The 21,729-nt window shown below is 70.6% G+C and carries 24 protein-coding genes and 2 pseudogenes; 14 read left to right on the top strand and 12 right to left on the bottom strand.

Features of this window, described 5'->3' with window-relative positions; genetic code table 11:
- Window positions 1-91: 91 nt before the first annotated feature.
- The 4 genes and pseudogenes from psbZ (at window position 92) to EVJ50_RS08895 (ending at window position 3,898) form a co-directional block, all read left to right on the top strand.
- Window positions 92-280 carry a photosystem II reaction center protein PsbZ gene (gene psbZ, locus EVJ50_RS08910; RefSeq protein WP_150883545.1) on the top strand — a complete coding sequence of 63 codons (189 nt, stop codon included), beginning with the start codon at window positions 92-94 and terminating at the stop codon, window positions 278-280.
- Window positions 281-287: 7 nt separating this feature from the next.
- The gene (gene ribH / locus EVJ50_RS08905; protein ID WP_150883544.1) at window positions 288-767 is read left to right on the top strand and encodes a 6,7-dimethyl-8-ribityllumazine synthase; all 480 of its coding nucleotides are present in this window, start codon (window positions 288-290) and stop codon (window positions 765-767) included.
- Window positions 764-1,816 carry an NAD-dependent epimerase gene (locus EVJ50_RS08900; protein ID WP_150883543.1) on the top strand — a complete coding sequence of 351 codons (1,053 nt, stop codon included), beginning with the start codon at window positions 764-766 and terminating at the stop codon, window positions 1,814-1,816. The genes ribH and EVJ50_RS08900 overlap by 4 nt, the downstream gene beginning before the upstream one ends.
- Window positions 1,817-2,129: 313 nt before the next feature.
- Window positions 2,130-3,898: pseudogene (locus tag EVJ50_RS08895) on the top strand (SLC13 family permease).
- A 123-nt stretch (window positions 3,899-4,021) separates the two neighbouring features.
- On the opposite strand, the gene EVJ50_RS08890 reads toward EVJ50_RS08895, so the two are convergent.
- The 6 genes from EVJ50_RS08890 to EVJ50_RS08865 form a co-directional block, all read right to left on the bottom strand.
- The gene (locus tag EVJ50_RS08890) at window positions 4,022-4,222 is read right to left on the bottom strand and encodes a photosystem II reaction center protein J (protein WP_150883542.1); all 201 of its coding nucleotides are present in this window, start codon (window positions 4,220-4,222) and stop codon (window positions 4,022-4,024) included.
- Window positions 4,223-4,281: 59 nt separating this feature from the next.
- Window positions 4,282-4,401: a photosystem II reaction center protein L gene (locus EVJ50_RS08885; RefSeq protein WP_150883541.1), complete on the bottom strand. Its 120-nt coding sequence runs from the start codon at window positions 4,399-4,401 to the stop codon at window positions 4,282-4,284.
- Between the two features lie 16 nt (window positions 4,402-4,417).
- Window positions 4,418-4,555 (bottom strand): cytochrome b559 subunit beta, encoded by a 138-nt coding sequence (gene psbF, locus EVJ50_RS08880; protein ID WP_150883540.1) that lies wholly within the window; start codon window positions 4,553-4,555, stop codon window positions 4,418-4,420.
- A gap of 29 nt (window positions 4,556-4,584) precedes the next feature.
- The gene (gene psbE, locus EVJ50_RS08875; RefSeq protein WP_150883539.1) at window positions 4,585-4,833 is read right to left on the bottom strand and encodes a cytochrome b559 subunit alpha; all 249 of its coding nucleotides are present in this window, start codon (window positions 4,831-4,833) and stop codon (window positions 4,585-4,587) included.
- A gap of 124 nt (window positions 4,834-4,957) precedes the next feature.
- Window positions 4,958-5,965, bottom strand: coding sequence for a photosynthesis system II assembly factor Ycf48 (locus EVJ50_RS08870; protein WP_150883538.1), 1,008 nt, complete (start codon window positions 5,963-5,965; stop codon window positions 4,958-4,960).
- 3 nt (window positions 5,966-5,968) lie between these two features.
- Window positions 5,969-6,409, bottom strand: coding sequence for a rubredoxin (locus EVJ50_RS08865; protein ID WP_370455475.1), 441 nt, complete (start codon window positions 6,407-6,409; stop codon window positions 5,969-5,971).
- Window positions 6,410-6,500: 91 nt separating this feature from the next.
- On the opposite strand from EVJ50_RS08865, the gene EVJ50_RS08860 reads away from it, so the two are divergent.
- The 3 genes from EVJ50_RS08860 to EVJ50_RS08850 all read left to right on the top strand — a co-directional run bounded on the left by EVJ50_RS08860 (window position 6,501) and on the right by EVJ50_RS08850 (window position 8,285).
- On the top strand, window positions 6,501-6,863 hold the full coding sequence (locus EVJ50_RS08860) for an NAD(P)H-quinone oxidoreductase subunit 3 (protein WP_150883537.1): 363 nt from the start codon (window positions 6,501-6,503) through the stop codon (window positions 6,861-6,863).
- Between the two features lie 101 nt (window positions 6,864-6,964).
- Window positions 6,965-7,741 (top strand): NADH-quinone oxidoreductase subunit NuoB, encoded by a 777-nt coding sequence (gene nuoB, locus EVJ50_RS08855; RefSeq protein ID WP_150883536.1) that lies wholly within the window; start codon window positions 6,965-6,967, stop codon window positions 7,739-7,741.
- On the top strand, window positions 7,734-8,285 hold the full coding sequence (locus EVJ50_RS08850; RefSeq protein ID WP_150883535.1) for an NAD(P)H-quinone oxidoreductase subunit J: 552 nt from the start codon (window positions 7,734-7,736) through the stop codon (window positions 8,283-8,285). Before nuoB ends, EVJ50_RS08850 begins: the two co-directional genes overlap by 8 nt.
- Before the next feature lie 59 nt (window positions 8,286-8,344).
- Here EVJ50_RS08850 and yvcK read toward each other — a convergent pair whose 3' ends face one another.
- Complete coding sequence (gene yvcK / locus EVJ50_RS08845) at window positions 8,345-9,760, bottom strand: gluconeogenesis factor YvcK family protein (RefSeq protein WP_225322871.1); 1,416 nt, start codon at window positions 9,758-9,760, stop codon at window positions 8,345-8,347.
- Window positions 9,761-9,948: 188 nt separating this feature from the next.
- Here yvcK and EVJ50_RS08840 point away from each other — a divergent pair, with 188 nt between their 5' ends.
- Window positions 9,949-10,707 (top strand): ABC transporter ATP-binding protein, encoded by a 759-nt coding sequence (locus tag EVJ50_RS08840; RefSeq protein ID WP_225323184.1) that lies wholly within the window; start codon window positions 9,949-9,951, stop codon window positions 10,705-10,707.
- A gap of 3 nt (window positions 10,708-10,710) precedes the next feature.
- Window positions 10,711-11,655, top strand: a complete 945-nt coding sequence (locus EVJ50_RS08835) for an MlaD family protein (protein WP_150883533.1) — start codon at window positions 10,711-10,713, stop codon at window positions 11,653-11,655.
- On the opposite strand, the gene bchD is transcribed toward EVJ50_RS08835, so the two are convergent.
- Window positions 11,643-13,751 (bottom strand): magnesium chelatase ATPase subunit D, encoded by a 2,109-nt coding sequence (bchD, locus tag EVJ50_RS08830; RefSeq protein WP_150883532.1) that lies wholly within the window; start codon window positions 13,749-13,751, stop codon window positions 11,643-11,645. The genes EVJ50_RS08835 and bchD overlap by 13 nt on opposite strands.
- 57 nt (window positions 13,752-13,808) lie before the next feature.
- On the opposite strand from bchD, the gene folK reads away from it, so the two are divergent.
- From folK to EVJ50_RS08815, 3 genes are read left to right on the top strand one after another with little or no spacing between them, the layout of a single operon-like run.
- Window positions 13,809-14,345, top strand: coding sequence for a 2-amino-4-hydroxy-6-hydroxymethyldihydropteridine diphosphokinase (gene folK / locus EVJ50_RS08825; protein ID WP_225322870.1), 537 nt, complete (start codon window positions 13,809-13,811; stop codon window positions 14,343-14,345).
- A gap of 56 nt (window positions 14,346-14,401) precedes the next feature.
- A complete protein-coding gene (locus EVJ50_RS08820; RefSeq protein ID WP_150883530.1) occupies window positions 14,402-14,962 on the top strand; it encodes an NUDIX hydrolase in 561 nt (186 codons plus the stop codon).
- On the top strand, window positions 14,962-16,473 hold the full coding sequence (locus EVJ50_RS08815; protein WP_150883529.1) for a deoxyribodipyrimidine photo-lyase: 1,512 nt from the start codon (window positions 14,962-14,964) through the stop codon (window positions 16,471-16,473). The genes EVJ50_RS08820 and EVJ50_RS08815 overlap by 1 nt, the downstream gene beginning before the upstream one ends.
- Here the strand turns inward: EVJ50_RS08815 and EVJ50_RS08810 are convergent.
- Entirely contained in the window at window positions 16,470-17,660 is a 1,191-nt protein-coding gene (locus tag EVJ50_RS08810) for a DegT/DnrJ/EryC1/StrS aminotransferase family protein (RefSeq protein WP_150883528.1), read from the bottom strand. The genes EVJ50_RS08815 and EVJ50_RS08810 overlap by 4 nt on opposite strands.
- 39 nt (window positions 17,661-17,699) lie before the next feature.
- Window positions 17,700-18,272 (bottom strand): thioredoxin family protein, encoded by a 573-nt coding sequence (locus EVJ50_RS08805; RefSeq protein ID WP_150883527.1) that lies wholly within the window; start codon window positions 18,270-18,272, stop codon window positions 17,700-17,702.
- A 2-nt stretch (window positions 18,273-18,274) separates the two neighbouring features.
- Between EVJ50_RS08805 and EVJ50_RS08800 the strand changes: the two are divergent.
- A pseudogene (locus tag EVJ50_RS08800) lies at window positions 18,275-18,831 on the top strand (hypothetical protein).
- A 51-nt stretch (window positions 18,832-18,882) separates the two neighbouring features.
- On the opposite strand, the gene EVJ50_RS15365 reads toward EVJ50_RS08800, so the two are convergent.
- Window positions 18,883-20,256, bottom strand: coding sequence for an FAD-binding domain-containing protein (locus EVJ50_RS15365; RefSeq protein ID WP_150883526.1), 1,374 nt, complete (start codon window positions 20,254-20,256; stop codon window positions 18,883-18,885).
- Here EVJ50_RS15365 and fabI point away from each other — a divergent pair.
- Entirely contained in the window at window positions 20,255-21,037 is a 783-nt protein-coding gene (gene fabI, locus EVJ50_RS08790) for an enoyl-ACP reductase FabI (RefSeq protein ID WP_150883525.1), read from the top strand. The genes EVJ50_RS15365 and fabI overlap by 2 nt on opposite strands.
- Here fabI and EVJ50_RS14615 read toward each other — a convergent pair.
- Window positions 21,016-21,426 carry a 4'-phosphopantetheinyl transferase superfamily protein gene (locus EVJ50_RS14615; RefSeq protein ID WP_191964724.1) on the bottom strand — a complete coding sequence of 137 codons (411 nt, stop codon included), beginning with the start codon at window positions 21,424-21,426 and terminating at the stop codon, window positions 21,016-21,018. The two genes, fabI and EVJ50_RS14615, sit on opposite strands and share 22 nt — an antisense overlap.
- Window positions 21,427-21,729 lie beyond the last annotated feature (303 nt).

Genomic DNA, 21,729 nt, shown 5'->3' with positions numbered 1-21,729 from the left:
CCGGCGGCCGCGGCCGGGGTTCCGGCGAGTCACGTGTGAGAATCCGCGTCGTGGCGATTCCGGACAGTCCCGATCCGGCCGGCAGCAACCCATGCAGATCCTCAACACCCTCACCGTTCTGGCCCTGGTGGTGATGTCGTTCGCGCTGATCGTCGCCGTGCCCGTGCTCTACGCCTCGAGCGAGGACAGCGGCCGCTCCAACCGTCTGATCCTGATCGGCAGTGCCTTCTGGGTGGTGCTGGTGCTGCTCAACTGGGGCATGAGCTTCTTCGTGGTCTGACTTCCCCTTGGCACGTTTCGAAGGTCGCTTCAGCGACGCCTCCGACCTGCGCATCGCCGTGGTGGTGGCCCGCTTCAACGACCTGATCACCGGCAAGCTGCTGAGCGGCTGCCTCGACTGCCTCTCCCGGCACGGCATCGACACCTCCGAGACCAGCAGTCAGCTCGACATCGCCTGGGTGCCGGGTAGTTTCGAGCTGCCGCTGCTTGCCCAGACCCTGGCCGAGAGCGAGCGCTATGAGGTGGTGATCACCCTGGGTGCCGTGATCCGCGGCGACACCCCCCACTTCGATGTGGTCGTGGCCGAGGCCAGCAAGGGCATCGCCACGGCGGCGCGGGAATCGGGCGTTCCCGTGATCTTCGGGGTGCTCACCACCGACACGATGCAGCAGGCCCTGGAACGGGCCGGCATCAAGAGCAATCTCGGCTGGTCCTACGCCATGCAGGCGCTGGAGATGGGCAGCCTGATGCGGGCCCTGCCCGGGTGAGCGCCCGTCCGATCCTGGTCACCGGTGCCGCGGGCTTCATCGGCGCGGCCCTCTGCGCCCGCCTGCTGGAACGGGGCGAGCGGGTGGTCGGCCTCGACAACCTCAACAGCTACTACGACCCGGCCCTGAAGCGGGCCCGCCTGGAGGGCCTGGAGCAGGTGGCCGGCGCCTGCGGCCGCCGCGATGGTGCGCCGGACTCCCCCTGGCGCTTCCTGACCCTGGATCTGGCCGACGGTGACGGCATCGCCGCCTGCTTCGCCTCGCTGCGGCCGGACCGGGTGGTGAACCTGGCGGCCCAGGCAGGCGTGCGCTATTCGCTGGACAACCCGGCCGCCTACGTGCAGAGCAATCTGGTGGGCTTCGGCCACGTGCTCGAGGGCTGCCGCCACCAGGAGGTGGAGCACCTGGTCTATGCCTCCAGCAGCTCGGTCTACGGCGGCAACCGCAACCTCCCCTTCAGCGAGCGGCAGCCGGTCAATCACCCGGTGAGCCTCTATGCGGCCAGCAAGAAGGCCAACGAGCTGATGGCCCACACCTACAGCCACCTCTATGGGCTGCCCGGCACCGGCCTGCGCTTCTTCACGGTCTACGGCCCCTGGGGCCGGCCGGACATGGCGCCCATGCTCTTCGCACGCGCCATCCTGGCCGGCGAGCCGATCCGTGTGTTCAACCATGGGCGGATGCAGCGCGATTTCACCTACATCGACGACATCGTTGAAGGCGTGCTGCGCTGCATCGACAAACCGGCCACGCCGGATCCCGGCTTCGATCCCTTTGATCCCGATCCGGCCACGGCGGCGGCGCCGCACCGGCTGTTCAACATCGGCAACTCCCAGCCCGTTCCCCTGCTGCACTTCATCAGCGTGCTGGAGCAGGCCCTGGGCCGGGACGCCATCCGCGACCTCCAGCCGATGCAGCCGGGTGACGTGGAGGCCACGGCCGCCGACACCCGCGCTCTGGAGGCCTGGGTGGGCTTCCGCCCCTCCACCCCGATCGAGACGGGCGTGCAGCGCTTCGCCGAGTGGTACCGGTCCTGGTCTGGAGTGTGAACGGGATCCTTCTCGGCGAGCGATCAGCGGTCCCCCCGAGACCGGCCTGCCCGGCCGCTCGCGTATCCCACGATCCCTCCGATCGCGGCCCCAGCCGCCAGGCCCTGCAGCTGCCACCACTGGCGACGGAAGCGCCAGCGCGCTGCTCCGAGTTGCATTCCCAGCATCCCGGCAAGCATCAGGGCGATGAGGAGTCCGGCACCACCGCTGCGCCATCCAAGCCGCCGTCGGCCCGTGGCCTGCGATTGATCCCGGTCCGGTCCTTCCACTGGGGAATTGTGGCGTTCCGGGTCGGGACCGCAATCCTTCGCCGATGACCGCTCCAGCCTGGATCACGCTGCTGGTGCTCGTCGCCACTCTGTCCTGCTTCCTGGGCAGCTGGCTCGCACCGGAGGTGGTGGCGCTCGGAGCGATGGGCATGCTCATCGGTCTTGGGGTGCTCGCCCCCGAGGAGGCGCTGGCCGGCTTCGCCAGTCCGCCCTTGATCACCCTGCTCGGGCTGTTCGTTCTCTCCGATGCCCTGTTTCACTCCGGGGCGCTGGATCGGTTGCGGGAGCTGCTCAGTTCCGACAGGATTCGCAGCCCCCGGCGCATGGTGGCCTTTCTGGCTCTGGTGGTGGGACCGGTGTCCGGAGTCGTGCCCAACACCCCTTTGGTGGCGAGTCTGCTCAGGGTGCTGGAGACCTGGTGTCAACGGCGCGGGATCCGACCGTCTCGCGTCCTGATCCCCTTGTCCTATGCCTCGATCCTGGGGGAACCCTCACCCTGATCGGAACGTCCACCTCGCTTCTGGCCAGCGATGTGAGTGCTCGCCTCGGTGTGGGGAGTCTTGGATTCTTCTCTCTCACCGCCGTTGGTCTGCCGGTCTGGTTGCTGGGAAGCGGCTACCTGATCCTGGCCTCCGACCGCCTGCCGGATCGTGGCGAGGACCCGCGCGATACCCTCCGCCGCATGAGCAGGGAGGGCTACCTGACCGAGGTGCGCATCCCTTCCGGCTCCCAGCTGGTGGGTCAGACCCTCCACGGCAGCCGACTGCAGCGACGCTTCGATGTGGACGTGCTCGCCCTGCGCCGCGATGGCGCCGTGCTGGGGGGGCCTCTCTCCGACATCCGGCTGGACATCGGCGATCGCCTGATGCTGCGCTGCTCCCGCCAGGACCTGCTGCGGCTTCAGCAGGACCACACTGTTCAGATCGAGGACGGAGCCGATGGCCCCGCGGTGGCGGACACGCGCCTCACCACCGAGGTGCTGATCCCGGCCCAGTCGATCCTTGTGGGCACCAGCATGCGCGAGATCCGCTTCCGGCAGCGCTTCAACGCCACGGTGCTCGCCGTGAAGCGCGCCGGCCAGCTGCTCAGCGAACGCATGGGGCGGATCGTTCTGCGGGCCGGCGATCTGCTGCTGCTTCAGGCTCCCCTGGATGCGGTGCGGGGTCTGCAGGCCAGCGGTGAGGTGCTGGTGCTCGATGACCTCGAGCCGGATCTGCCCACCACCCCCAAGCGCCGGCTCGCCCTCGGCGTGTTCGCCATCGTGCTTCTGCTGGCGGGAACGGGCGCGGTGCCCCTGGTGGCGGCGGTGCTGCTGGGGGTGGTGGCCGTGGTGGTGAGCGGCTGCATCGATGCCAGCCGGCTCCAGAGGGCGGTGCGCTGGGATCTCTATCTGCTGCTGGCTTCCCTGCTGGCGCTCTCCACCGCGGTGGAGCGCACCGGGCTGGCTGCCGCCGCCGCCGACGGGCTGCAGCAGGCTCTGGGCTCCTGGCCGGCCTATCCCGCCATGGTGGCCCTCTACGGCGCCACCATGCTGGCCACGGAAGTGCTCAGCAACGGCGCCACGGTGGTGCTGCTCCTGCCACTGGCCGTGCAGCTCTCTCAGTCGATGGGACTGGAGGCGATGCCGTTCGTCCTCACCGTGGTCTTCGCCTCGAGCCAGAGTTTCCTGACCCCGATCGGGTACCAGACCAACCTGATGGTGCGGGGCCCGGGCGGGTACCGCTTTCTCGACTATCTGCGCTTCGGTCTGCCGTTGTCGCTGCTGCTGGCGCTGGTGACGCCGTTGCTGATCCTGGCCACATCAGGCGTCTGAGCCTGACCTCCGATGCGCTGCTCTTGCGCTGCCCGCGGGACCACCGCGAGGGTTCACCACAACGAAAAAAGCCCCGGAACCTGATCGGGTCCGGGGCGTGGCGGCTACGGCTGATGGCGAGGCTCAGGCGGAACCGACGCCGGTGTAGGAGCCATAGAAGAACAGACCCACCACGAAGATCACGGCCATGCCTCCGGCTGTGGCCACGATCCAGAGGGGCAGAGTGCCTTCGGTCCAGCGGGAGCGCCAGGCCACGGCCGGCCGGCCGTCGGGCAGGCGATCGGGAATGCGTCCGTCAGGAAGGTTGGAGGCTTTGCTGCTCATGGCGGAGTGGGAGGAAGACGTCGGTCGGGCTCGGACGGCTCAGCCGATGGTGGCTGGCGTCAGTTGAAGAAGTAGCTGGAGAACAGAACGCCGGTCACGAACACCAGCAGCAGGCCCAGATAGAGGCTGGTGCGGTTGAGCTCAACCGGCAGGTTGTTGGGGTTGGGGTTGCGTTCCATGGGAAGGGAGCTCGGATCAGCGACGGACGAACTGCATGGCGGCCAGGGCTCCGAGAAAGAAGACCGTGGGGACGCCGAGTGTGTGCACAGCGAGCCAGCGGACCGTGAAGATCGGGTAAACGCGCGGTGAACCGGTGGTGGGGGCCTGGGTCATGACTGGGGTCGGGACGGGGAATGCGGGGTTTATTTCAGACGCAGATCCAGCTGGCTCTTGCCTTCGTAGCGCTGGCTCACAACGGGAGCCTTGCTCTCCTGGCTCTGGAAGTAGGCATCGGGCCTTGGGGTGCCGAAGGCGTCGTAGGCCAGGCCGGTGGACACGAACAGGAAGCCGGCCAGGAAGATGGCGGGGAGGGTCACCGCGTGGATCACCCAGTAGCGGATGCTCGTGATGATCTCGAAGAAGGGGCGTTCCCCTGTGGAGCCGGCAGCCATCGCATCGGGCAAATCAGCCCGGTGATCCTACGGGGCCCACGTCCGGGCCCGCGGCCCGTCCGGACGCACGGTTACAAACTCCGGCGGGAGCCCTGTTCAGCTCACTCGGCTCAGCCCACGCCGCTCAGGCCACGCGGCGCAGCAGCAGGCCCCGCTCCCCGAGCACGAAGGCCTTGCCGTCGGGCGAAAAGACGAAGCGGGTGAAATTGGTGGCGCTGTCGCGGCCGACCGGATCCCGCTCCCAGCTCTCGCCGCCATCACGGCTGCTCAGGAGGGTGCCGTTGCCGCCGCCGGCCCAGATGGTTCCATCGCCGTCCCAGGCCAGATCGAGATAGCCGTAGCCGTTGGTGATGGGAACGATCGGCTTGCTCCAGCTCTCCTGGTCGGAGGGGTCCTCGTTCAGACGGATCTGGGCGCCGCGGGCGACCATCCACAGATCGCCGCCGGGTTGGAAGCCGAGGCTCTGCAGCCGCTGGCTGCTGGCCCGCTGGTGCACCTGCCACACCGGATCGCCAGGAGCCCAGGTGGCATAGAAGTTGCCCAGGCTGCTCACGCTCACGTAGCGGCCACGCTCGTCGCGGCGCAGATCCCTCACGGCGCCGGCGGCGTCGGTCACGTCCGCTTCCCAGCTGTTGCCGCTGTCATCGGTGTGGTAGATCGCGCCCACATTGGTGGCCAGTTCGGCCCGTCCGCGGCCGAGGGCCGTGATCAGATAGGGCTCACCGGGCAGCTTGGTGTCGAGAAACAGACGCGTCCAGTTGGCGCCGCCGTCGCTGCTGTGCATCAGCAGGCCGGGCTGGCCCGCGATCCAGCCGTCGTCGCCGTCGAAGTCGATGCTGATCAGCCGGAAGTTCTCCTCCTCCGGCAGGGTCAGCTGCTTGGGATCCCAGCTGGCGCCGCCGTCCTGGGTCTCCAGGATCATCCGGTTGCTCCCCACGAGGAAGCCGTGGCGTGCATCGGTGAAGGCCACATCCAGGGGATTGGCGACCACGTCGAGGTCGATCCGCTCCCAGGGGCTCACACTCGCCGTCGGCAGCCCGGTGGCCACACAGCCGCCCAGTCCGAGGCTGAGGGCGATCAGCAGGCTGAGCGCCAGCGCGGGCAGGGAGGGGGCGTTCGGGCGGGAAGCCATGGATCAGCGCAGGGAATAGAGCGAAAGGAAGAAGGCGAAGGCGAGGGCGAAGCCGCCGAAGATCAGCACGTTCTTCTGACCGGGGGTGAGCCGGTTCACGCCGAGGCCGAAATCGAGGTTCTCCTCGAAACCGGAGGGTTTGCTGCGGGGGCCGATGTCGCGGAAAGCGGGCATCCGGCTGCGGCAGACGGGGCAGCGGAAGCTGATGGGATCCAGATCGGTGAACGGGGTTCCCGGTGCGATCGCCAGTTTCTTCAGGCCCTCGGCGGGGTCGTAGACGAACCCGCAGCTGCGGCACTCGAAGCGGTGCTCCGATGTGTCCTCGACGGCCTCCTCAATGGGCTCCGCCGCATCGGTGATCGCCGCTGCGGCGTCATCGGTGGCCGGTGCCGGCTCCGCCATCGGTTCGGAAGGTGCCGTCTGGCCGGGCTGCTCGTCGCTCACCCTGTCCTCGTCGGGTCTCAGGGTCGACTGTATCGGTGCACTCCGCCCGGGCGAGTTCCGATGCCAGACTGCGCCGAGGTTGTCCGTCGTGATGTTCGTTCTTTCCGGCTACGACGCCTTTCTCGGGTTTCTGCTGATCGCCGCCGCCGTTCCGGTGCTGGCGATCGTGGCCAACAAGGTGGTGGCTCCCTCCAGCCGTTCGGGCGAGCGCCAGCTCACCTACGAATCCGGCATGGAGCCGATCGGTGGTGCCTGGATTCAGTTCAATATCCGCTACTACATGTTCGCTCTGGTCTTCGTGATCTTCGACGTGGAGACCGTCTTTCTCTATCCCTGGGCCGTTGCCTTTCACCGGCTCGGGCTGCTGGCCTTCATCGAGGCTCTCGTGTTCATCTCCATTCTCGTGGTTGCCCTCGCCTACGCCTGGCGCAAGGGAGCTCTGGAATGGAGCTGATGGGCTGACGCCTCCCGTCGGCCCGGCCCGCTGCCCTGACGCTCCACCGATCCCGCGGCCCACCCTTCGGCGTGGGTCCCGTCCCTCACCTGCTCTCCCCCGTGAGTCCCTCCGCCGCTTCCCCAGGTTCCTCGCCCGCCGCTACCGAACCGTCCTCGATCGCCGCCCTGCGCGATCTCAGGGCCAGCTCCTGCCAGCCGGTCGGTGCTCCCCAGGTCACCACCGGCCTTTCGGAGAACGTGATCCTCACCAGCCTGGAGGACCTGCACAACTGGGCCCGCCTCAGCAGCCTCTGGCCTCTCCTCTACGGCACCGCCTGCTGCTTCATCGAGTTCGCGGCGCTGATCGGGTCCCGCTTCGACTTCGATCGTTTCGGTCTGGTGCCCCGCAGCTCGCCGCGGCAGGCCGATCTGCTGATCGTCGCCGGCACGGTGACCATGAAGATGGCCCCGGCCCTGGTGCGTCTCTACGAGCAGATGCCCGAACCCAAGTACGTGATCGCCATGGGTGCCTGCACCATCACCGGCGGCATGTTCTCGGCCGACTCCACCACGGCGGTCCGGGGTGTGGACAAGCTGATCCCCGTGGACCTCTACCTGCCGGGCTGCCCGCCCCGGCCGGAGGCGATCTTCGACGCCGTGATCAAGCTGCGCAAGAAGGTGGCCAATGAATCCGTGATGGAGCGGGCTCTGCTCAAGCCCACCCACCGTTACCTCACCGTGGAGCACGCCATGAAGGAGGTGGCCCCGGAGGTCACGGGTGCCTATCTGCGGGCGGAGACCCAGCAGGCCGCCCTCGCGCCCGGAGCCGGGCTGCCCCTGCCCGAGAGCACCGACGCCGTTCCCGCCACCGCCACTCCGCCCAGCTCCGATGCCTGAATCCAAGCCCGCCGCCGCAGCACCCGCCGCCCCGGCTCCTCCCGCTCCCGGCCCCGTCAGCGCCTGGCTGAGCGAACAGGGCTTCGAGCACGCCGTGCTCGCCCCCGATCACAAGGGGGTGGAGATGATCGGCGTCGAGCCGCTGTTCCTGCCGGTGATCGCCGCGGCCCTGAAGGGCCATGGCTTCGACTACCTCCAGTGCCAGGGCGGCTACGACGAAGGTCCGGGCGGACGACTGGTGAGCTTCTATCACCTCGTCGCTCTGGCGGCGTCCGCCAATCCCTCGCCGGCGCCCGACGCCCGGCCGGCCGAGGTGCGGCTGAAGGTGTTCCTCGAGCGGGATGGCGAGCTGTCCATCCCGAGCCTCTACGGCCTGTTCCGCGGTGCCGACTGGCAGGAGCGTGAGACCTTCGACATGTTCGGCATCCGCTTCGAGGGCCATCCCCATCCGAAGCGTCTGCTGATGCCGGAGGACTGGAAGGGCTACCCCCTCCGCAAGGACTACGTCCAGCAGGACTTCTACGAACTCCAGGACGCGTACTGAACCCCGGGCTCACGGCACGGCTGCTATTCGTCGTCTGTCCTCAGCCCAGCCGGCTGTCTTCAGCTCAGCCGGTCGGCCATCTGCTGGCGCAGCGACTGTTCCAGTCCCGAACGATGCCTGCGGTAGAAGCGCATCACGGCGATCGCCAGGCTGCGGGGATCGTGGCGCACGCCATCGGTGCGGTTGCTCAGCAGTGGCGCCTGCATCACCTCATACCCCTGCCGGCGCAGCCGGGCGGTGGGACACGCCACGGGCATGGCGCCGTGCCGGGCGTAGTGCTCCAGCAGGCCGCGATTGCGGATCGGTTCCTGAACGAGCACCGCGGGGAAGAGCAGTTCCTCCACCCCCAGCTGACTCAGCTGGGATTCGATCGCCCGCAGGTGACCCTCCACATCCAGCCCATCGGTCTCGCCGGGCTGGGTCATCAGGTTGCAGACGTACAGCCTGGGCGCCCGGCTCTGCAGCAGAGCCTGCACTAGGTCGGGCACCAGCAGATTCGGCAGCAGCGAGGTGTAGAGGCTGCCGGGACCCAGCACGATCAGATCGGCACCGGCAATGGCCTCCAGGGCTCTGGGCAGGGCAGCCGGCGTTTCGGGCGTGCAGCCCAGACGCCGGATCGGTGCACTGGCCTTCCCGATCGCTGATTCGCCCTCGAGGCGGCGGCCGTCCTCCAGATCGGCCCAGAGCCGCACATCGGCGCTGGTGGCCGGCACCACCTGGCCCTGGACCGCGAGCACGCGGCCGCTGGCGGTGATCGCCGATTCCAGGCTGCCGGTGATGGCGGCGAGGGCCGTGAGAAAGAGGTTGCCGAAACTGTGGCCCGCCAGGCCGCTGCGGTTGGGGAAGCGGTACTGGAACAGGCGGGTGAGCAGGGGCTCCTCGGTGGAGAGGGCGGCCAGGCAGTTGCGGATGTCGCCGGGGGGCTGCACGCCGAGCTCCCTGCGCAGCACGCCGCTGCTGCCGCCGTCATCGGCCACGGTGACGATGGCCGTGATGCGGCTGCTGTAGCGCTTCAGGCCGCTGAGGAGGGTGGAGAGACCGGTTCCCCCGCCGATGGCGACGATGGCCGGTCCCCGGTCGAGGCGGTTCTGGGCCCGCAGGGCGTCCAGCAGCGAGGTGTCCTTCTCCGGCGCCAGAGCCCGCTGGATCGACCCGAAGCTGCGGCTCTGGCCCCAGATCACCAGGCCGACGCCCAGCAGCAGAATCGCCGGACCGGTCACCTGCCTCGGCATGGCGGAGGTGAGGGTCTGGAGCAGCCACTCCACCGTCTCCAGGGTCCAGTAGACGGGCTTGAAGTCCGCCCAGATGGCCGCACCCAGCAGCGCCACCACCAGGCCCAGGCCGGAGGTCACCAGCCAGCGCTTCACCACCAGCCCCGGCTGCAGCCAGCGCACGGCGCGCCAGGAGCGGCTCACCAGCCCCGCGTCGTGGGCCGGCTCACCATGGGGCGGGAGCGTGGGCGGCCTGGCGCGCAAGATCTTCGAGGCCCCCTCAGGATGCTGGGACTGTACGAAGGGCGGACAGCCCCTGCTGCCCCCTGCGTCCCGCTCGTTGATGGCAAGCTGAGGCGACGCCCGACTCCGCGATGGCCCGGCCTTCCGCTGCGCGTCCCTGCGACTCCACGGACGGGGTCGGCAGCGGGGCCTCACCGCCGGTGGTGGCGATGCGCTCCCTGGGCATGCGCTGGGGGTCCCGCCTGGTGCTCGATGACATCGACCTCACCCTCCATCCCGGCGAGCGTCTGGCGGTGGTGGGACCATCCGGCGCCGGCAAGTCCACCATCCTTCGCATCCTCGCGGGCCTCATCCTGCCCAGTAGCGGCGAGCTCGAGCTGTTCGGGGCGCCGCAGCGCTATCTGCGTCTGGACCAGCGCCACCCGCCCGATGTGCGGCTCGTGTTCCAGAGTCCCGCTCTGCTCGCCTCGCTCACGGTGCAGGAGAACGTGGGCTTTCTCCTCTATCGCCAGGGCCGGATTCCGGCGAGCGAGATCCGCGAGCGGGTGGCCCGGGCCCTGGCCGCGGTGGGGCTTTCGGGCATCGAATCGCTGCTTCCCTCCGAGCTGAGCGGTGGCATGCAGAAGCGGGTCAGCTTCGCCCGCGCCCTGATCGACGATCCCGCCCGGCCGGATGGTCAGCAGCCGCTGCTGCTCTTCGATGAACCCACCGCTGGTCTCGACCCCGTCGCCAGCACCCGGATCGAGGATCTGATCGTCACCACCACCCAGGTGGCCTGCGGCTGTTCGGTGGTGGTCAGCCATGTGATCAGCACGATCGAGCGGGCGGCCGAACGGGTGGTGCTGCTCTACGACGGTCGCTTCCGCTGGACCGGCAGCGTGGAGGACTTTCGCTGCAGCGACAACGCCTACGTGCGCCAGTTCCGCAGCGGTAGCCTCGACGGACCGATGCAGCCCGCGGAGCTCTGATCAATGCGCCGCAGCGTCCGGGAAGCGATCGTGGGCTTCTCCCTGGTCGGGGCGGTCGTGGGAGCCGGCCTGTTCTGGCTGTGGCTGCGGGGTGTGAATCTGGCGTCCCGCACCTGGACGCTCGATGCGAGCTTCGCCGATGCCGGTGGTCTGGCGGCCCGCTCACCGGTCACCTTCCGCGGGGTGGTGGTGGGCAGTGTGCGCTCGGTGTCGGTGCGTCCCGACGCCGTTCATGCGCTGCTCGACCTCCACGACGACACCCTGACCCTGCCCCTGCCGGTGACGGCGACGGTGGCCGCGGGATCCCTTCTCGGTGGCGATGCCCAGGTGGCTCTGGTGAGCCAGGGGACGATCCCGCGCGAGCCGGTGCCCGGGCCCCTGGCCGAGGATTGCCCCGCCGAGCTGATCCTCTGCAACGGCGATGCCGTGCCGGGTGTGCGGGCGCCGAGCCTGGAGACGGTGACCGAGACCATGCAGCGGCTGCTGAGCGAGGCCGAGCGACAGAACCTGGTCGATGAGCTGGTGCGCTCCACGCAGCAGTTCACCGAGACGGCGGCGGAGGCCGAGCTGTTCATGGAGCAGGCCGACGCCGTGACCCAGGACGTGGGCCGACTGATCACCGATCTGCGCGCCACGGTGTCGAGGGCGGAGCCCGTGCTCGCCAATCTCCAGACCGCCACCGAACGGGCCGCCAGTGCCGCCGCCCATGTGGACAACATCACGGCAGCGTTTGACTCCCCCGAGACCATCAGCGACCTGCGGCGCACCCTGGTCAATGCCCGGGAACTGACCGCAAAGATCGATGCCGTGGGAGGTCAGGTGGAGCAGCTCACCGCCGATCCGCAGTTCGTCTCCGCCGTGCGCAGCGTCACGATCGGCCTCGGTGCCTTCTTCGAGGAGCTCTACCCGGCCCGGACCGCTCCCGAAGAGCCGGCTCAGACCCCCTGAATCGCATCCAGGGCGATGGCGGCGATCGCCTGATCGCTCGCCTTGGGCAGGGCCACGTAGCGGCCGCCGGCCGCCTGGGCCAGATCCGGCCCCATGCCGCTGCCGATGAAGCGCCGCTCGGTGTCGATCACCAGTAGCCGCAGCCCGAGGGAGCGGTAGCGCGCCGCGACGTCCAGCACCTCCTGCTTGAGGTCCACCGCCGCCTCGCCCTCGAGCTGCGGCTGGCCGAGGGAGGTGCTCAGGGGCACGTTGCCCCGGCCGTCGGTGATCGCCACCACCACCACCTGGCCCAGGTCCCCCGTCGCCATGGCGTTGGCGCCGACGCGTGCGGCCTGGCTGAGGCCATGGGCCAGAGGTGAGCCGCCGCCGCAGGGCATGGTCTCCAGCCGCCGCCGTGCAGCCGTGATCGAGCGGGTGGGAGGCAGCAGCACCTCGGCCCGGTCGCCCCGGAAGGGGATCAGGGCCACTTCGTCGCGGTTTTCATAGGCCTCGCTCAGCAGCCGGATCACGGCCCCCTTGGCGCTCTGCATGCGGTTCAGGGCCATCGAGCCACTGGCATCCACCAGGAAGATCACCAGGGCACCGGTGCGGCGCTGCAGCTGCTTGGCCCTGAGGTCGCTCTCCTCCACGATCACGGGCCGGCCGGGCTGCCGCGCCCGCCGGGACTTCTGGTGCGGGGCGGCGGCGCGCAGGGTGGCATCCACCGCGATGCGCCGGACCGGCCCCCGCGGCAGCACCGGCCGGACGTAGCGCCCGCGGCTGTCGCTCAGCACGACCGAACGGCTGCCGCTGCTGCCGGCCCGCGAGCGGGCCGAGGCGAACAGGAGCAGATCCGGATCCACGGCCACCGCCTCGGGATCCAGCAGAAACTCCTCCGGCACCGAGGGCGGGGCCTGGTCCTGGTCGTCCTCGCTGTCGCTCTCCTGCTCCTCGGACTCGCCGCTGTCCGGCTCGGACTCCGCCTCGCTTCCCTGGGGCGGTTCCGGACTCTCGTCAGCCGGCGGGGGCGGCGGGGGCTCCATCGGCTGCTCGGGGTCCTGCGGTGGTTGCTGACGGGCCCGGGGGGCGATCACCAGCCGCACCGCCACCTCAAGGTCATCGGCCTCCACCCGGTCACGGCCGCTGAGGGCCGCATGGGCGCGGGCCACCCGGGCGGCGAACAGCTCCGCCCGGTGGCCCTCGACGCCGCCCCGCAGGGCCTCGCCCACCAGGTAGCGCAGCTGCTCGGAGCTGATGCGCACATCCGGCAGCCACTGCCGGGCCAGGAGCAGCTGGGTCGCGAGGGCGTCGCTCTCCTCCGCCCAGCGCTGCTGGAAGCCGTCCCAGGCCTCACCGTGATCGAGCACCGACTCGGTCACCTGCACCCGCTGCTCGGCGGTCAGCACCTGGTCGGCCGAGAGGGCGATGGCGAAGCGATCGAGCAGGTGATCCCGCACGGCCCCCTCCTCCGGGTTGAAGGTGGCGATCAGGAGCGGGCGGCAGGGATGGCTCTGGCTGAGGCCCTCCCGTTCCAGCCGGTTCACGCCGCTGCCCGTGGCGGCGAGGATCAGATTCACGATCCCGTCGTCGAGCAGATTGATCTCATCGAGGAAGAGCACGCCCCGGTGCGCTTCCGCCAGCAGTCCCGGCTGGAACACCGCCTCGCCCCGCTCCAGGGAGGCCGCCACGTCCACCGAGCCCACCAGCCGGTCCTCGCTCACTCCGAGCGGCACCTGCACGAACGGCGCCGGCACGACCCGTGTGGGCGGCGCGGTCGTGGTGGTCGCCTCGCCCGCATCCCCCTCCAGCGCGCGGATGCGCTGCCGCACCGTCTCATCCCAGTCCTGGGGGCGCTGGGGATCGATGTGGAAGGCGGCGAAGGCCGGGCCGAGATCGAGTTCATCGATCGGCGGCAGCAGGGCGTGCAGGCCGCGCGCCAGCACACTCTTCCCCGTGCCGCGTCCCCCGGCCAGGATCACTCCGCCCAGGGCGGGATCCACGGCCGCCAGCATCAGGGCCAGCTTCAGGGTGCCGTGGCCGGTGATCGCGGCCAGGGGAAAGGCCCGCGAGGCTTCCGGGCCGCTCCGGCGCATGCCGGGGTCGCCGCTCACCACCATCTCCGCCGCGTCGTCCGAGGGCTCCCAATCTTGCCTCCGCCCCCATGCCCGCCCGCCGTGGCGGCGACCGCCGCCATCGCCCTCGGCGCCAACCTCGGCCGGCCCGCGGACACGCTGGCGGCCGTCCGGCCGCGCCTGGAGGCGCTCATCGCCGCCTGGAGGCCCGAGGCTCTGCTCTGGTCGCCCCAGTTCCGCACCGCGCCGGTGGGAGGGCCCGCCCAGCCGGACTACCTGAACGCGGCGCTGCTGATCCGCTGGCCGGAGCCGCCGGCGGGGCTCGCCCGGGCCCGGGACCTGCTGGCGGGGCTCCAGGCCCTCGAGACGGCCTTCGGCCGGGAGCGCGGGGTGCGCTGGGGCCCGCGCAGCCTCGATCTCGACCTGCTCTGGTTCGGGGCCTGCACCAGCTCGGAACCGGCGCTGCAGTTGCCCCATCCGCGCCTGGCCCGGCGCAGCTTCGTGCTGGCTCCCCTGGCCGCCATCGATCCCGGGCTGAGCCTCCCTGACGGCCGTTCGGCCGCACTCGCCCTGGCGGCCCTTCCCCGGGAACCGTCGCCCCCGCAACGCCTGCCCGGCAGTCGCGGCTGGCCCGAGTGAGCCCGCCGCCGCCGAGGCCGAGAGGCCATGCTGATGGCGTTCGCCCCCCTCGTTGCATGCCACCGCTGCCGGAGCCGGAGCCCTCACGTTTCATCGCCGAGGAGGGAGCCCTCCAGGCGCGCCGGATCCGCTTCGAGATCAACCGGCTCCGCCTGCCCATGGGCCACGAGGGCAGCTACGGGCTGATCCGCCACCCGGGAGCCGCCCTGGCGGTGCCCGTCACCGATGACGGTCGGGTGGTGATCCTGCGCCAGTACCGCTTCGCGGTGGCCCGCAGGCTGCTGGAATTCCCCGCCGGCACGCTGGAGGAGGGGGAGGATCCCCTCGGCTCGATGCAGCGGGAGCTGGGGGAGGAGGCCGGCTACAGCGCCGCCCGCTGGGACGACCTCGGCCTGATGCTGCCCTGCCCCGGCTATTCCGACGAGGTGATCCATCTCTTCCTGGCCCGGCAGCTCACGCCCCTGCAGGAGCGTCCCGCCGGTGATGAGGATGAGGATCTGGAGGTGCTGCACATGCCCGCCGACGAGCTCGACCGGCGTCTGGCCGACGGGTCCGAAGCCCTCGATGGCAAGACCGTCACCGCCTGGTATCGGGCCCGGCAGGTGCTGGGGTGGTGATGCGGGGCACCGAAGGGCCGCCCCGCTGGATCTTCTGGCACCGGCGCGACCTGCGCCTGGCCGACAATCTGGGCCTGCGGGCCGCCGCCGAGGCCACGCCCGCCCTCACCGGGGTGTTCGTGCTCGATCCGGCGATCCTGCAGCCGGCGGATGCCGGCGCCTCGGCACCAGGCCATCCACCGATGGCACCGGCCCGCCTCTGGTTTCTGGCCGAGAGCCTGCGGGAGCTGCAGCGGAGCTGGAGCGCAGCCGGCAGCCGGCTGCTGATCCTGCGGGGTGATCCGGCGCAGCTGCTGCCGGCGCTGGCCGAGCGGCTCAACGCCGAGGCGGTGGTCTGGAACCGGGATGTGGAGCCGGCCGGCCGCGAGCGGGACCGGAGGGTGGCGGCGGCCCTCCAGGCGGGCGGTCGCCGCGTCATGGCGGACTGGGACCAGCTGCTGGTGCCACCCGAGCGGCTGCTCACCGGTTCCGGCGATCCCTACCGGGTCTACGGCCCCTACCGGCGGCGCTGGTTTGCCCAGCTCGAGCGCCCGGACGGTGTCCCGGTCCCCGTTGCCGCCCCCTCCGGACTGGTGGACGCCGGCCCGTCCCTCAGCGGCTCCGAGGCCGGCAAGGCGGATCCGATGCTGCCGCAGGCCAGCGCGGAGCTGGCCGCCATGGCGTCCGGCTTCGCCGGCCATGCCCTCTGCCCGTGCCGCCCGGGGGAAGCGGCGGCGATCGATCAGCTGCAGCGGTTCTGCGGCGCTTCGGGGCCCGCGGCGCCGCTGCTCGACTACGAGCCCGGCCGGAACCTCCCCGGCGCCGCGGGAACCTCCGGCCTCAGCGCGGCCCTGAAGTTCGGCACCCTCAGTCCCCGCCAGGCCTGGCAGGCCTCCGCCGAGGCCCTGACCGAGGTGCGCAGCGAGGAGGGCCGCCAGTCGATCGAGGTCTGGCGGCAGGAGCTGGCCTGGCGCGAGTTCTATCAGCAGGCCCTGTTCCACTTCCCGGAGCTGGCGGAGGGCCCCTACCGGAGCCAGTGGCGGGCCTTCCCCTGGGACAACGACCCCGGACACTTCCAGGCCTGGCGCGACGGGCTCACCGGTGTGCCGATCGTGGATGCCGCCATGCGTCAGCTGCGGGCCAGCGGCTGGATGCACAACCGCTGCCGCATGATCGTGGCCTCATTCCTGGTCAAGGATCTGATCTGCGACTGGCGCTGGGGCGAGCGCACCTTCATGGAGCACCTGGTGGATGGTGATCTGGCCGCCAACAACGGCGGCTGGCAGTGGAGTGCCAGCAGCGGCATGGACCCCAAGCCCCTGCGGATCTTCAACCCGTACACCCAGGCGGCCCGCTTCGATCCCGATGGCGACTACATCCGCACCTGGCTGCCGGAGCTGGCCCATGTGGCCAGCTCCGATCTGGTTCGGGGCACCATCGCGCCGCTGGAACGCCGCGGCTATCCGGAGCCGGTGGTGGACCACGCCGTGCAGCAGCGCCGCTTCAAGGCGCTGCACGCCGGTCTGCGCTAGCTCCGCACCCCGGCCATCGCGTCGCTGAGGATGCGGCGCAGGCTGTCGCACACTGCCTGCTGCTGCTCGGCGGTGAGCTCCGGGAACATCGGAAGGCTCAGCACCTCATCGGTGAGCAGCTCGGTGACCGGCAGGCAGCCGCGTTCAAGACCCAGACCGCTGTAGGCCGGCTGCAGATGGATCGGGATCGGGTAATAGATGATCGTGTTGATGCCGGCGTCCCGCAGCTGCTGCTGCAGCCAGTCGCGGCAGCGGGCGGCGATCGACCCCGCAGCGTCGCCGGCGGAGGGAAGACGGTCGATCAGATCGGGTGTGGCCCGCACCCGCACCACGAACTGATTCCAGGAATGGCCCGAGTCCCCGGGGTCCGGCAGGGTGAGGTTGGGGATGTCCCGCAGCGCATCCAGATAGCGGAGGGCCACGGCCCGTCGCTGTTGCAGCCACTGCCGCAACCGCGGCAGCTTCACGTTGAGCACGGCGGCCTGGACGGTGTCCAGCCGGCTGTTGTAGCCGAGGCGGGTGTGCAGGTAGCGGCGCGGCATGCCGTGCACGGCGAGCTCTCGCACGCTGCGGGCCAGCTCCGGATCGGAGCAGGTGACGGCACCGCCATCACCCGCCGCTCCGAGGTTCTTGGTGGGGAAGAAGCTGAAGCAGCCCACATCACCCCAGGTGCCCACCGCCCGGCCGTCCCAGCGGGCGCCGCTGGCCTGGGCGCAGTCCTCGATCACCCGCAGACCCCGGCGGCGCGCCAGGCTGCAGAGCCGATCCATGGGAACGGCCCGGCCGAACAGATGCACCGGCATCAGTGCCCGGGTGGCTGGCGTGATCGCCGCCTCCACCCGCTCAAGGTCCATCAGGTACGTGGTGGGGTCCACGTCCACGAACACGGGCCTGGCGCCCACCGCGCTGATGGCTTCGGCCGTCGCGAAAAAGCTGAACGAGCTGGTGATCACCTCGTCGCCGGGACCGATGCCCAGCGCACGCAGGCCCAGGATCAGGGCGTCGGTGCCGCTGTTGCAGCCCACGGCGTGGGCCACATCGAGGCTGGCGGCGAAGGCTGATTCGAAGCGTCCGATCGCCGGGCCGCCGATGTACTGACCGCTGCGGACCACCTCGAGAACCGCCGCATCGAGTTCGGAGCCGAGCGTCTCGATCTGGGCGCTCAGGCTGAAGGGCGGGACCTGCATGGCGGAGACCATAGGCGACCCGGCCTGTGCAGCCGAGGCTCAGCCGAACCAGTCGGGTTCCTGGCCGGGATGCCATTTGATGTTGCAGCCCATGGCCGCGATCTGAGGCTCCAGGGGCGGCGACCCCGCCAGCAGGGCCTCCAGGGCGGCGCGCAGATCGCGCCCGTCCAGAGGCACATCGCTGCCCGGGCGACTGCCATCGAGCTGACCCCGGTAGACGAGGCGATGGTCGGCGTCGAACAGGAACGGGTCGGGGGTGCAGGCCGCCCGGAAGGCCCGGGCCGCCGTCTGGTCCGGATCGAGCAGGTAGGGGAAGCGCCAGCCATTGCTGCGTGCCTGCTCCCGCAGCTGGTCAGGACCGTCCTGGGGGTGGGTGATCAGGCTGTTGCTGGCGATGGCCAGCAGCTGCACCCTGGAGCCGTACTCGCGCTCCAGGCGGCTGAGCTCGGGCTCGACGTGGCGCACGTAGGGGCAGTGGGCGCAGAGAAACAGCACCAGCAGCGGCCGCCCGGCCAGATCGCCGCCCCTGAGGCGGCCGCCGTCGATGCGCTCGAGATCCAGCTCCGGCAGCGGCGAGCCGAGGGGCAGCATGGTGGAGTGGGTGAGCACCATGGATGAGAGCGGTTGCGGGTCGAGTGGCCCAGTCTGAGCGCCTGGCACCGCTGCTGGCCCTGCTGCTCCTGCCCGCCCTGATCGGCTGCCAGCGCGGATCGCCCATCAGCTGGGCCATCTACCCCCTGCCGCGCCACAGTCCCCACGACGGACTGGCGGTGGTGAGTCAGCCCGACGGCTATGGCCTCCACATCTGGCTGGAGACCGACACCAGCCGCCCGGGGGTCTGCCGTCCCCGCTGGATTCCCGATGCGGCCCGGTTGTTCAACGGCAACGGCACCGCGCCCTTCAGCTCGGGTCTGGCGAGCCGGCCCGAGTTCTTCGAGGCGGTGGCTCGCGATGACGTGCGCCAGGCCCTCGAGGGCGAGCTGGAGGCCCTCTGCGCGGCCAGGGCGCCCGGCCGGCGCTGGCAGTGGCGCGAACCGCCGCGCTCCGCCGAGGAGGTGGTGATCGAGCCCCTGCCCCCCTGGAGGAGGAGGATCTGCTGACCGACCCCGAGCAGGAGCAGCGGCGCCAGGAGGCCCTGCTGCAGGGTCAGGACCCGTCGCCGCTGCCGTGAACGATTGCGGCTACGCCGTCCTGGCCACTGGCGTTGACGCCTGCCCCCGGATCAGACCTGAAAGCTCTGCCACAGCTTCGGCTCCGCCCGGCGCCAGTAGCGGCTGAAGCGCAGCGGAGCCGGTCCCTCCAGCCCTTCCACGAAGGGTGGAGCCGCCAGCACCTCCAGCGGCAGCTCCCGCGCGATGGCCGCGGCGATCCGCCGGAAGCGGGGATCGTTCGCCTGGCTGGTCACCACCCGCCCGGCGCCGTGGCGCCGGGAGAAGCGCACCACCTCGGCGGCCACCTCGCCTCGGCGGATCTCCAGCGGCAGCTCTAGCAGGCATTCGTAGAGAAAGCCCAGGCGCTTGAGGCTCAGGGCCCGTTCCCGGATCAGGGGCTCATCGAACACGAAGACGGCCGGGCTGCCGGGATGGGCCCGCAGGGCGGGATTGTCCGGGCCGAGCGCCTCGCCGTGAATCCAGAGCACACAGGCTTCCCCACCGGAGGCCGCGGGAGCGGGCCCGGTTCCCATCGGGGCGAGCGGTTGCGGCGCGGGTCGAGCCGCCACCGACCGCCCGGGACTGGCCGAGGTTCCGCCGGACCCGGGCTGCTCCTTGAACAGCCGTTGCTGCAGCGCCTCATAGCGGGCATCGAAGGGGCAGGCCGCAGCGGCCGGGCAACCGCGGCAGTGGCGACCAGCGCTGAAGCGCTCCAGGTTGTCGCGGTTGAAGATGTAGGGCTTGTGGCTGAAGGTGCCCGCCACCCACTGCCAGCTGAGGTTGTTGCTGGCGGGATCGCCGTCGATCAGGTGCTCCAGAAACCAGTGCGCCCCCGCCTGCCAGCGCACCTGCCGCCAGTGCACCACGTAGGCCGCCATCCACATGCGGGCGTGGTTGTGCAGCCAGCCGAGACGCCTCAGATCGGTGCTGAAGGCGTCGATGCAGGCCAGGCCGGTGCGGCCGCTGCGGATGTCCTCCGGCAGCTCCTCGCTGCGGGCGCTGCCGGAGGCGGGGACGGGCCCCGGCTCCATGTCCTGCCAGATGGCATCGCCCCGGTCCCGCCACACCCGCTGGAAGAAGTCGCGCCAGCCCAGTTCGGCGATCAGCTTCTCGCCGCTGCGCCTGGGCTGACCGTGGCGCTTCAGCCAGGCGAACACCGCATCTCGCACTTCGTTCAGGCTCAGCACGCCGTGGCGGAGATAGGGCGACAGCCCCGTGACCGCCCCGTCCAGGTGGTTGCGGCTGCGTCCGTAGCGTCCGGGATGCATGGCCGCCAGAAGGGCTTCGGCCGCGGCGCGGCCGCCCCGGATCGGGCTCAGCTCACCGGTGACCCCGAAGCGCTCCCGCAGCAGGGCGGCCAGCTCGCTGCGACCGGCGATCCGATGCGGCAGCGCGGGATCGGGGGTGCGAGAGGATCCATCACTCACGGGCTCCCTCGTCTCCATGCTCCTCGACCTCAGCGGCAAGACCATCCTGGTGACCGGGATCGCCAACAACCGCTCGATCGCCTGGGGAATCGCCCAGCAGCTCCATGCCGCCGGCGCCGAGCTGGCCATCACCTACCTGCCCGATGAGCGGGGGCGGTTCGAAGCCAAGGTGCGCGAGCTGACCGCCCCCCTCGAGCCCAGCCTGTTCCTGCCGCTGAACGTTCAGGATCCCGCCCAGATGAGCGCCGTGTTCGAGGCGATCTCCGCCAAGTGGGGCCGCCTGGACGGTCTGGTGCACTGCCTGGCCTTCGCCGGTAAGGAGGAGCTGGTGGGCGACTACAGCGCCACCACGGCCGAGGGCTTCGCCCGGGCCCTGGAGATCAGCGCCTATTCCCTGGCCCCCCTCTGCCGCCTGGCCAAGCCGCTCTTCAGTGAGGGGGCGGGTGTGATCACCCTCAGCTACCTCGGCGCCGAGCGGGCGATCCCCAACTACAACGTCATGGGTGTGGCCAAGGCCGCCCTTGAGGCCTCCGTCCGTTATCTGGCCGCTGAACTGGGTCCCGACCGTCAGGTGCGGGTGAACGCCATCAGCGCCGGTCCGATCCGCACCCTGGCCAGCTCCGCCATCGGCGGCATTCTCGACATGATCCGCACCGTGGAGGAGAGGGCTCCCCTGCGCCGCACGGTCACCCAGGCCGAGGTGGGCCAGACGGCCGCCTTCCTCCTCAGCGATCTCGCCTCCGGCATCACCGGCCAGACCCTCTATGTCGACTCCGGCTACGGCATCGTCGGCACCTGAGATGTGGCGACCACGGCCAGGGCACCGGTGGACCCTTCGGGCAGCTCCAGATCCCAGACGCGTTCCCGGATGCCTGCCTCCGGTTCCGACGGCAGGTGCCTCTGGCCGGCCAGCCCCCAGCCGCGGGCCTTGAGCCGCGCCTCCAGCCGGCACCATTCCCGCAGGAAGGCCTGCCTCTGATCCACAACCGGCAGACCGGCCAGGCGCTCCTGAACCGCAGCCGGCAGCACGGTCCCGGCGATCCGTTGCCAGGCCAGCTCCGGGCGCGCCCGCTCCACATCGACGCCCGTCTCCAGGCAGGGGTGCAGCGCCAGCAGCACCAGCCCACCGGAGTGGGAGAGGTTGAACCGGGGTCCTCGCGGCAGGTAGGGCTTGCCCCCCGGCCGCACCGTGATGCCCAGATCCTGCGGGGCCTGGCCTGTGATCGCCGCCAGCAGCAGACGGAGGGCGCCCCTGGCCAGCAGATAGCGCTCCCGATCGTCGGGCCTGAGCAGCCGCTGCAGGCGCCCCCGTTCCTCCGGGTTGAGCAGGGGGGCAGGAACCGCGCCAGGGCGGCACCCTCGTGCTGCCGGCGATCGAGCAGCACCACCAGCGGCGTGGCGTCGCGCCCGACCTGGGCGGCCCAGCGCTGCAGCAGGGGCCCGGGCGACCGGCCGATCCTCCAGGTCAGCGGCCGGACGCTCTGCCCGTCC

The sequence above is a fragment of the Synechococcus sp. RSCCF101 genome, assembly GCF_008807075.1.
Lineage (GTDB): Bacteria > Cyanobacteriota > Cyanobacteriia > PCC-6307 > Cyanobiaceae > RSCCF101.
Note: the sequence above shows the minus strand (reverse complement) of the source record. Positions and strands in the feature narration are given on the sequence as shown.

What these genes read in the sequence shown, in the direction of transcription:
- psbZ (WP_150883545.1), top strand. Translation starts at nt 92, where the DNA reads ATGCAGATCCTCAACACCCTCACCGTTCTGGCCCTGGTGGTGATGTCG.
- EVJ50_RS08890 (WP_150883542.1), bottom strand. Translation starts at nt 4,222, where the DNA reads ATGAGCAGCAAAGCCTCCAACCTTCCTGACGGACGCATTCCCGATCGC.
- EVJ50_RS08885 (WP_150883541.1), bottom strand. Translation starts at nt 4,401, where the DNA reads ATGGAACGCAACCCCAACCCCAACAACCTGCCGGTTGAGCTCAACCGC.
- psbF (WP_150883540.1), bottom strand. Translation starts at nt 4,555, where the DNA reads ATGACCCAGGCCCCCACCACCGGTTCACCGCGCGTTTACCCGATCTTC.
- psbE (WP_150883539.1), bottom strand. Translation starts at nt 4,833, where the DNA reads ATGGCTGCCGGCTCCACAGGGGAACGCCCCTTCTTCGAGATCATCACG.
- EVJ50_RS08870 (WP_150883538.1), bottom strand. Translation starts at nt 5,965, where the DNA reads ATGGCTTCCCGCCCGAACGCCCCCTCCCTGCCCGCGCTGGCGCTCAGC.
- EVJ50_RS08860 (WP_150883537.1), top strand. Translation starts at nt 6,501, where the DNA reads ATGTTCGTTCTTTCCGGCTACGACGCCTTTCTCGGGTTTCTGCTGATC.
- EVJ50_RS08850 (WP_150883535.1), top strand. Translation starts at nt 7,734, where the DNA reads ATGCCTGAATCCAAGCCCGCCGCCGCAGCACCCGCCGCCCCGGCTCCT.
- EVJ50_RS08840 (WP_225323184.1), top strand. Translation starts at nt 9,949, where the DNA reads ATGCGCTCCCTGGGCATGCGCTGGGGGTCCCGCCTGGTGCTCGATGAC.
- EVJ50_RS08835 (WP_150883533.1), top strand. Translation starts at nt 10,711, where the DNA reads ATGCGCCGCAGCGTCCGGGAAGCGATCGTGGGCTTCTCCCTGGTCGGG.
- bchD (WP_150883532.1), bottom strand. Translation starts at nt 13,751, where the DNA reads ATGGTGGTGAGCGGCGACCCCGGCATGCGCCGGAGCGGCCCGGAAGCC.
- EVJ50_RS08820 (WP_150883530.1), top strand. Translation starts at nt 14,402, where the DNA reads ATGCCACCGCTGCCGGAGCCGGAGCCCTCACGTTTCATCGCCGAGGAG.
- EVJ50_RS08815 (WP_150883529.1), top strand. Translation starts at nt 14,962, where the DNA reads ATGCGGGGCACCGAAGGGCCGCCCCGCTGGATCTTCTGGCACCGGCGC.
- EVJ50_RS08810 (WP_150883528.1), bottom strand. Translation starts at nt 17,660, where the DNA reads ATGCAGGTCCCGCCCTTCAGCCTGAGCGCCCAGATCGAGACGCTCGGC.
- EVJ50_RS08805 (WP_150883527.1), bottom strand. Translation starts at nt 18,272, where the DNA reads ATGGTGCTCACCCACTCCACCATGCTGCCCCTCGGCTCGCCGCTGCCG.
- fabI (WP_150883525.1), top strand. Translation starts at nt 20,255, where the DNA reads ATGCTCCTCGACCTCAGCGGCAAGACCATCCTGGTGACCGGGATCGCC.
- EVJ50_RS15365 (WP_150883526.1), bottom strand. Translation starts at nt 20,256, where the DNA reads ATGGAGACGAGGGAGCCCGTGAGTGATGGATCCTCTCGCACCCCCGAT.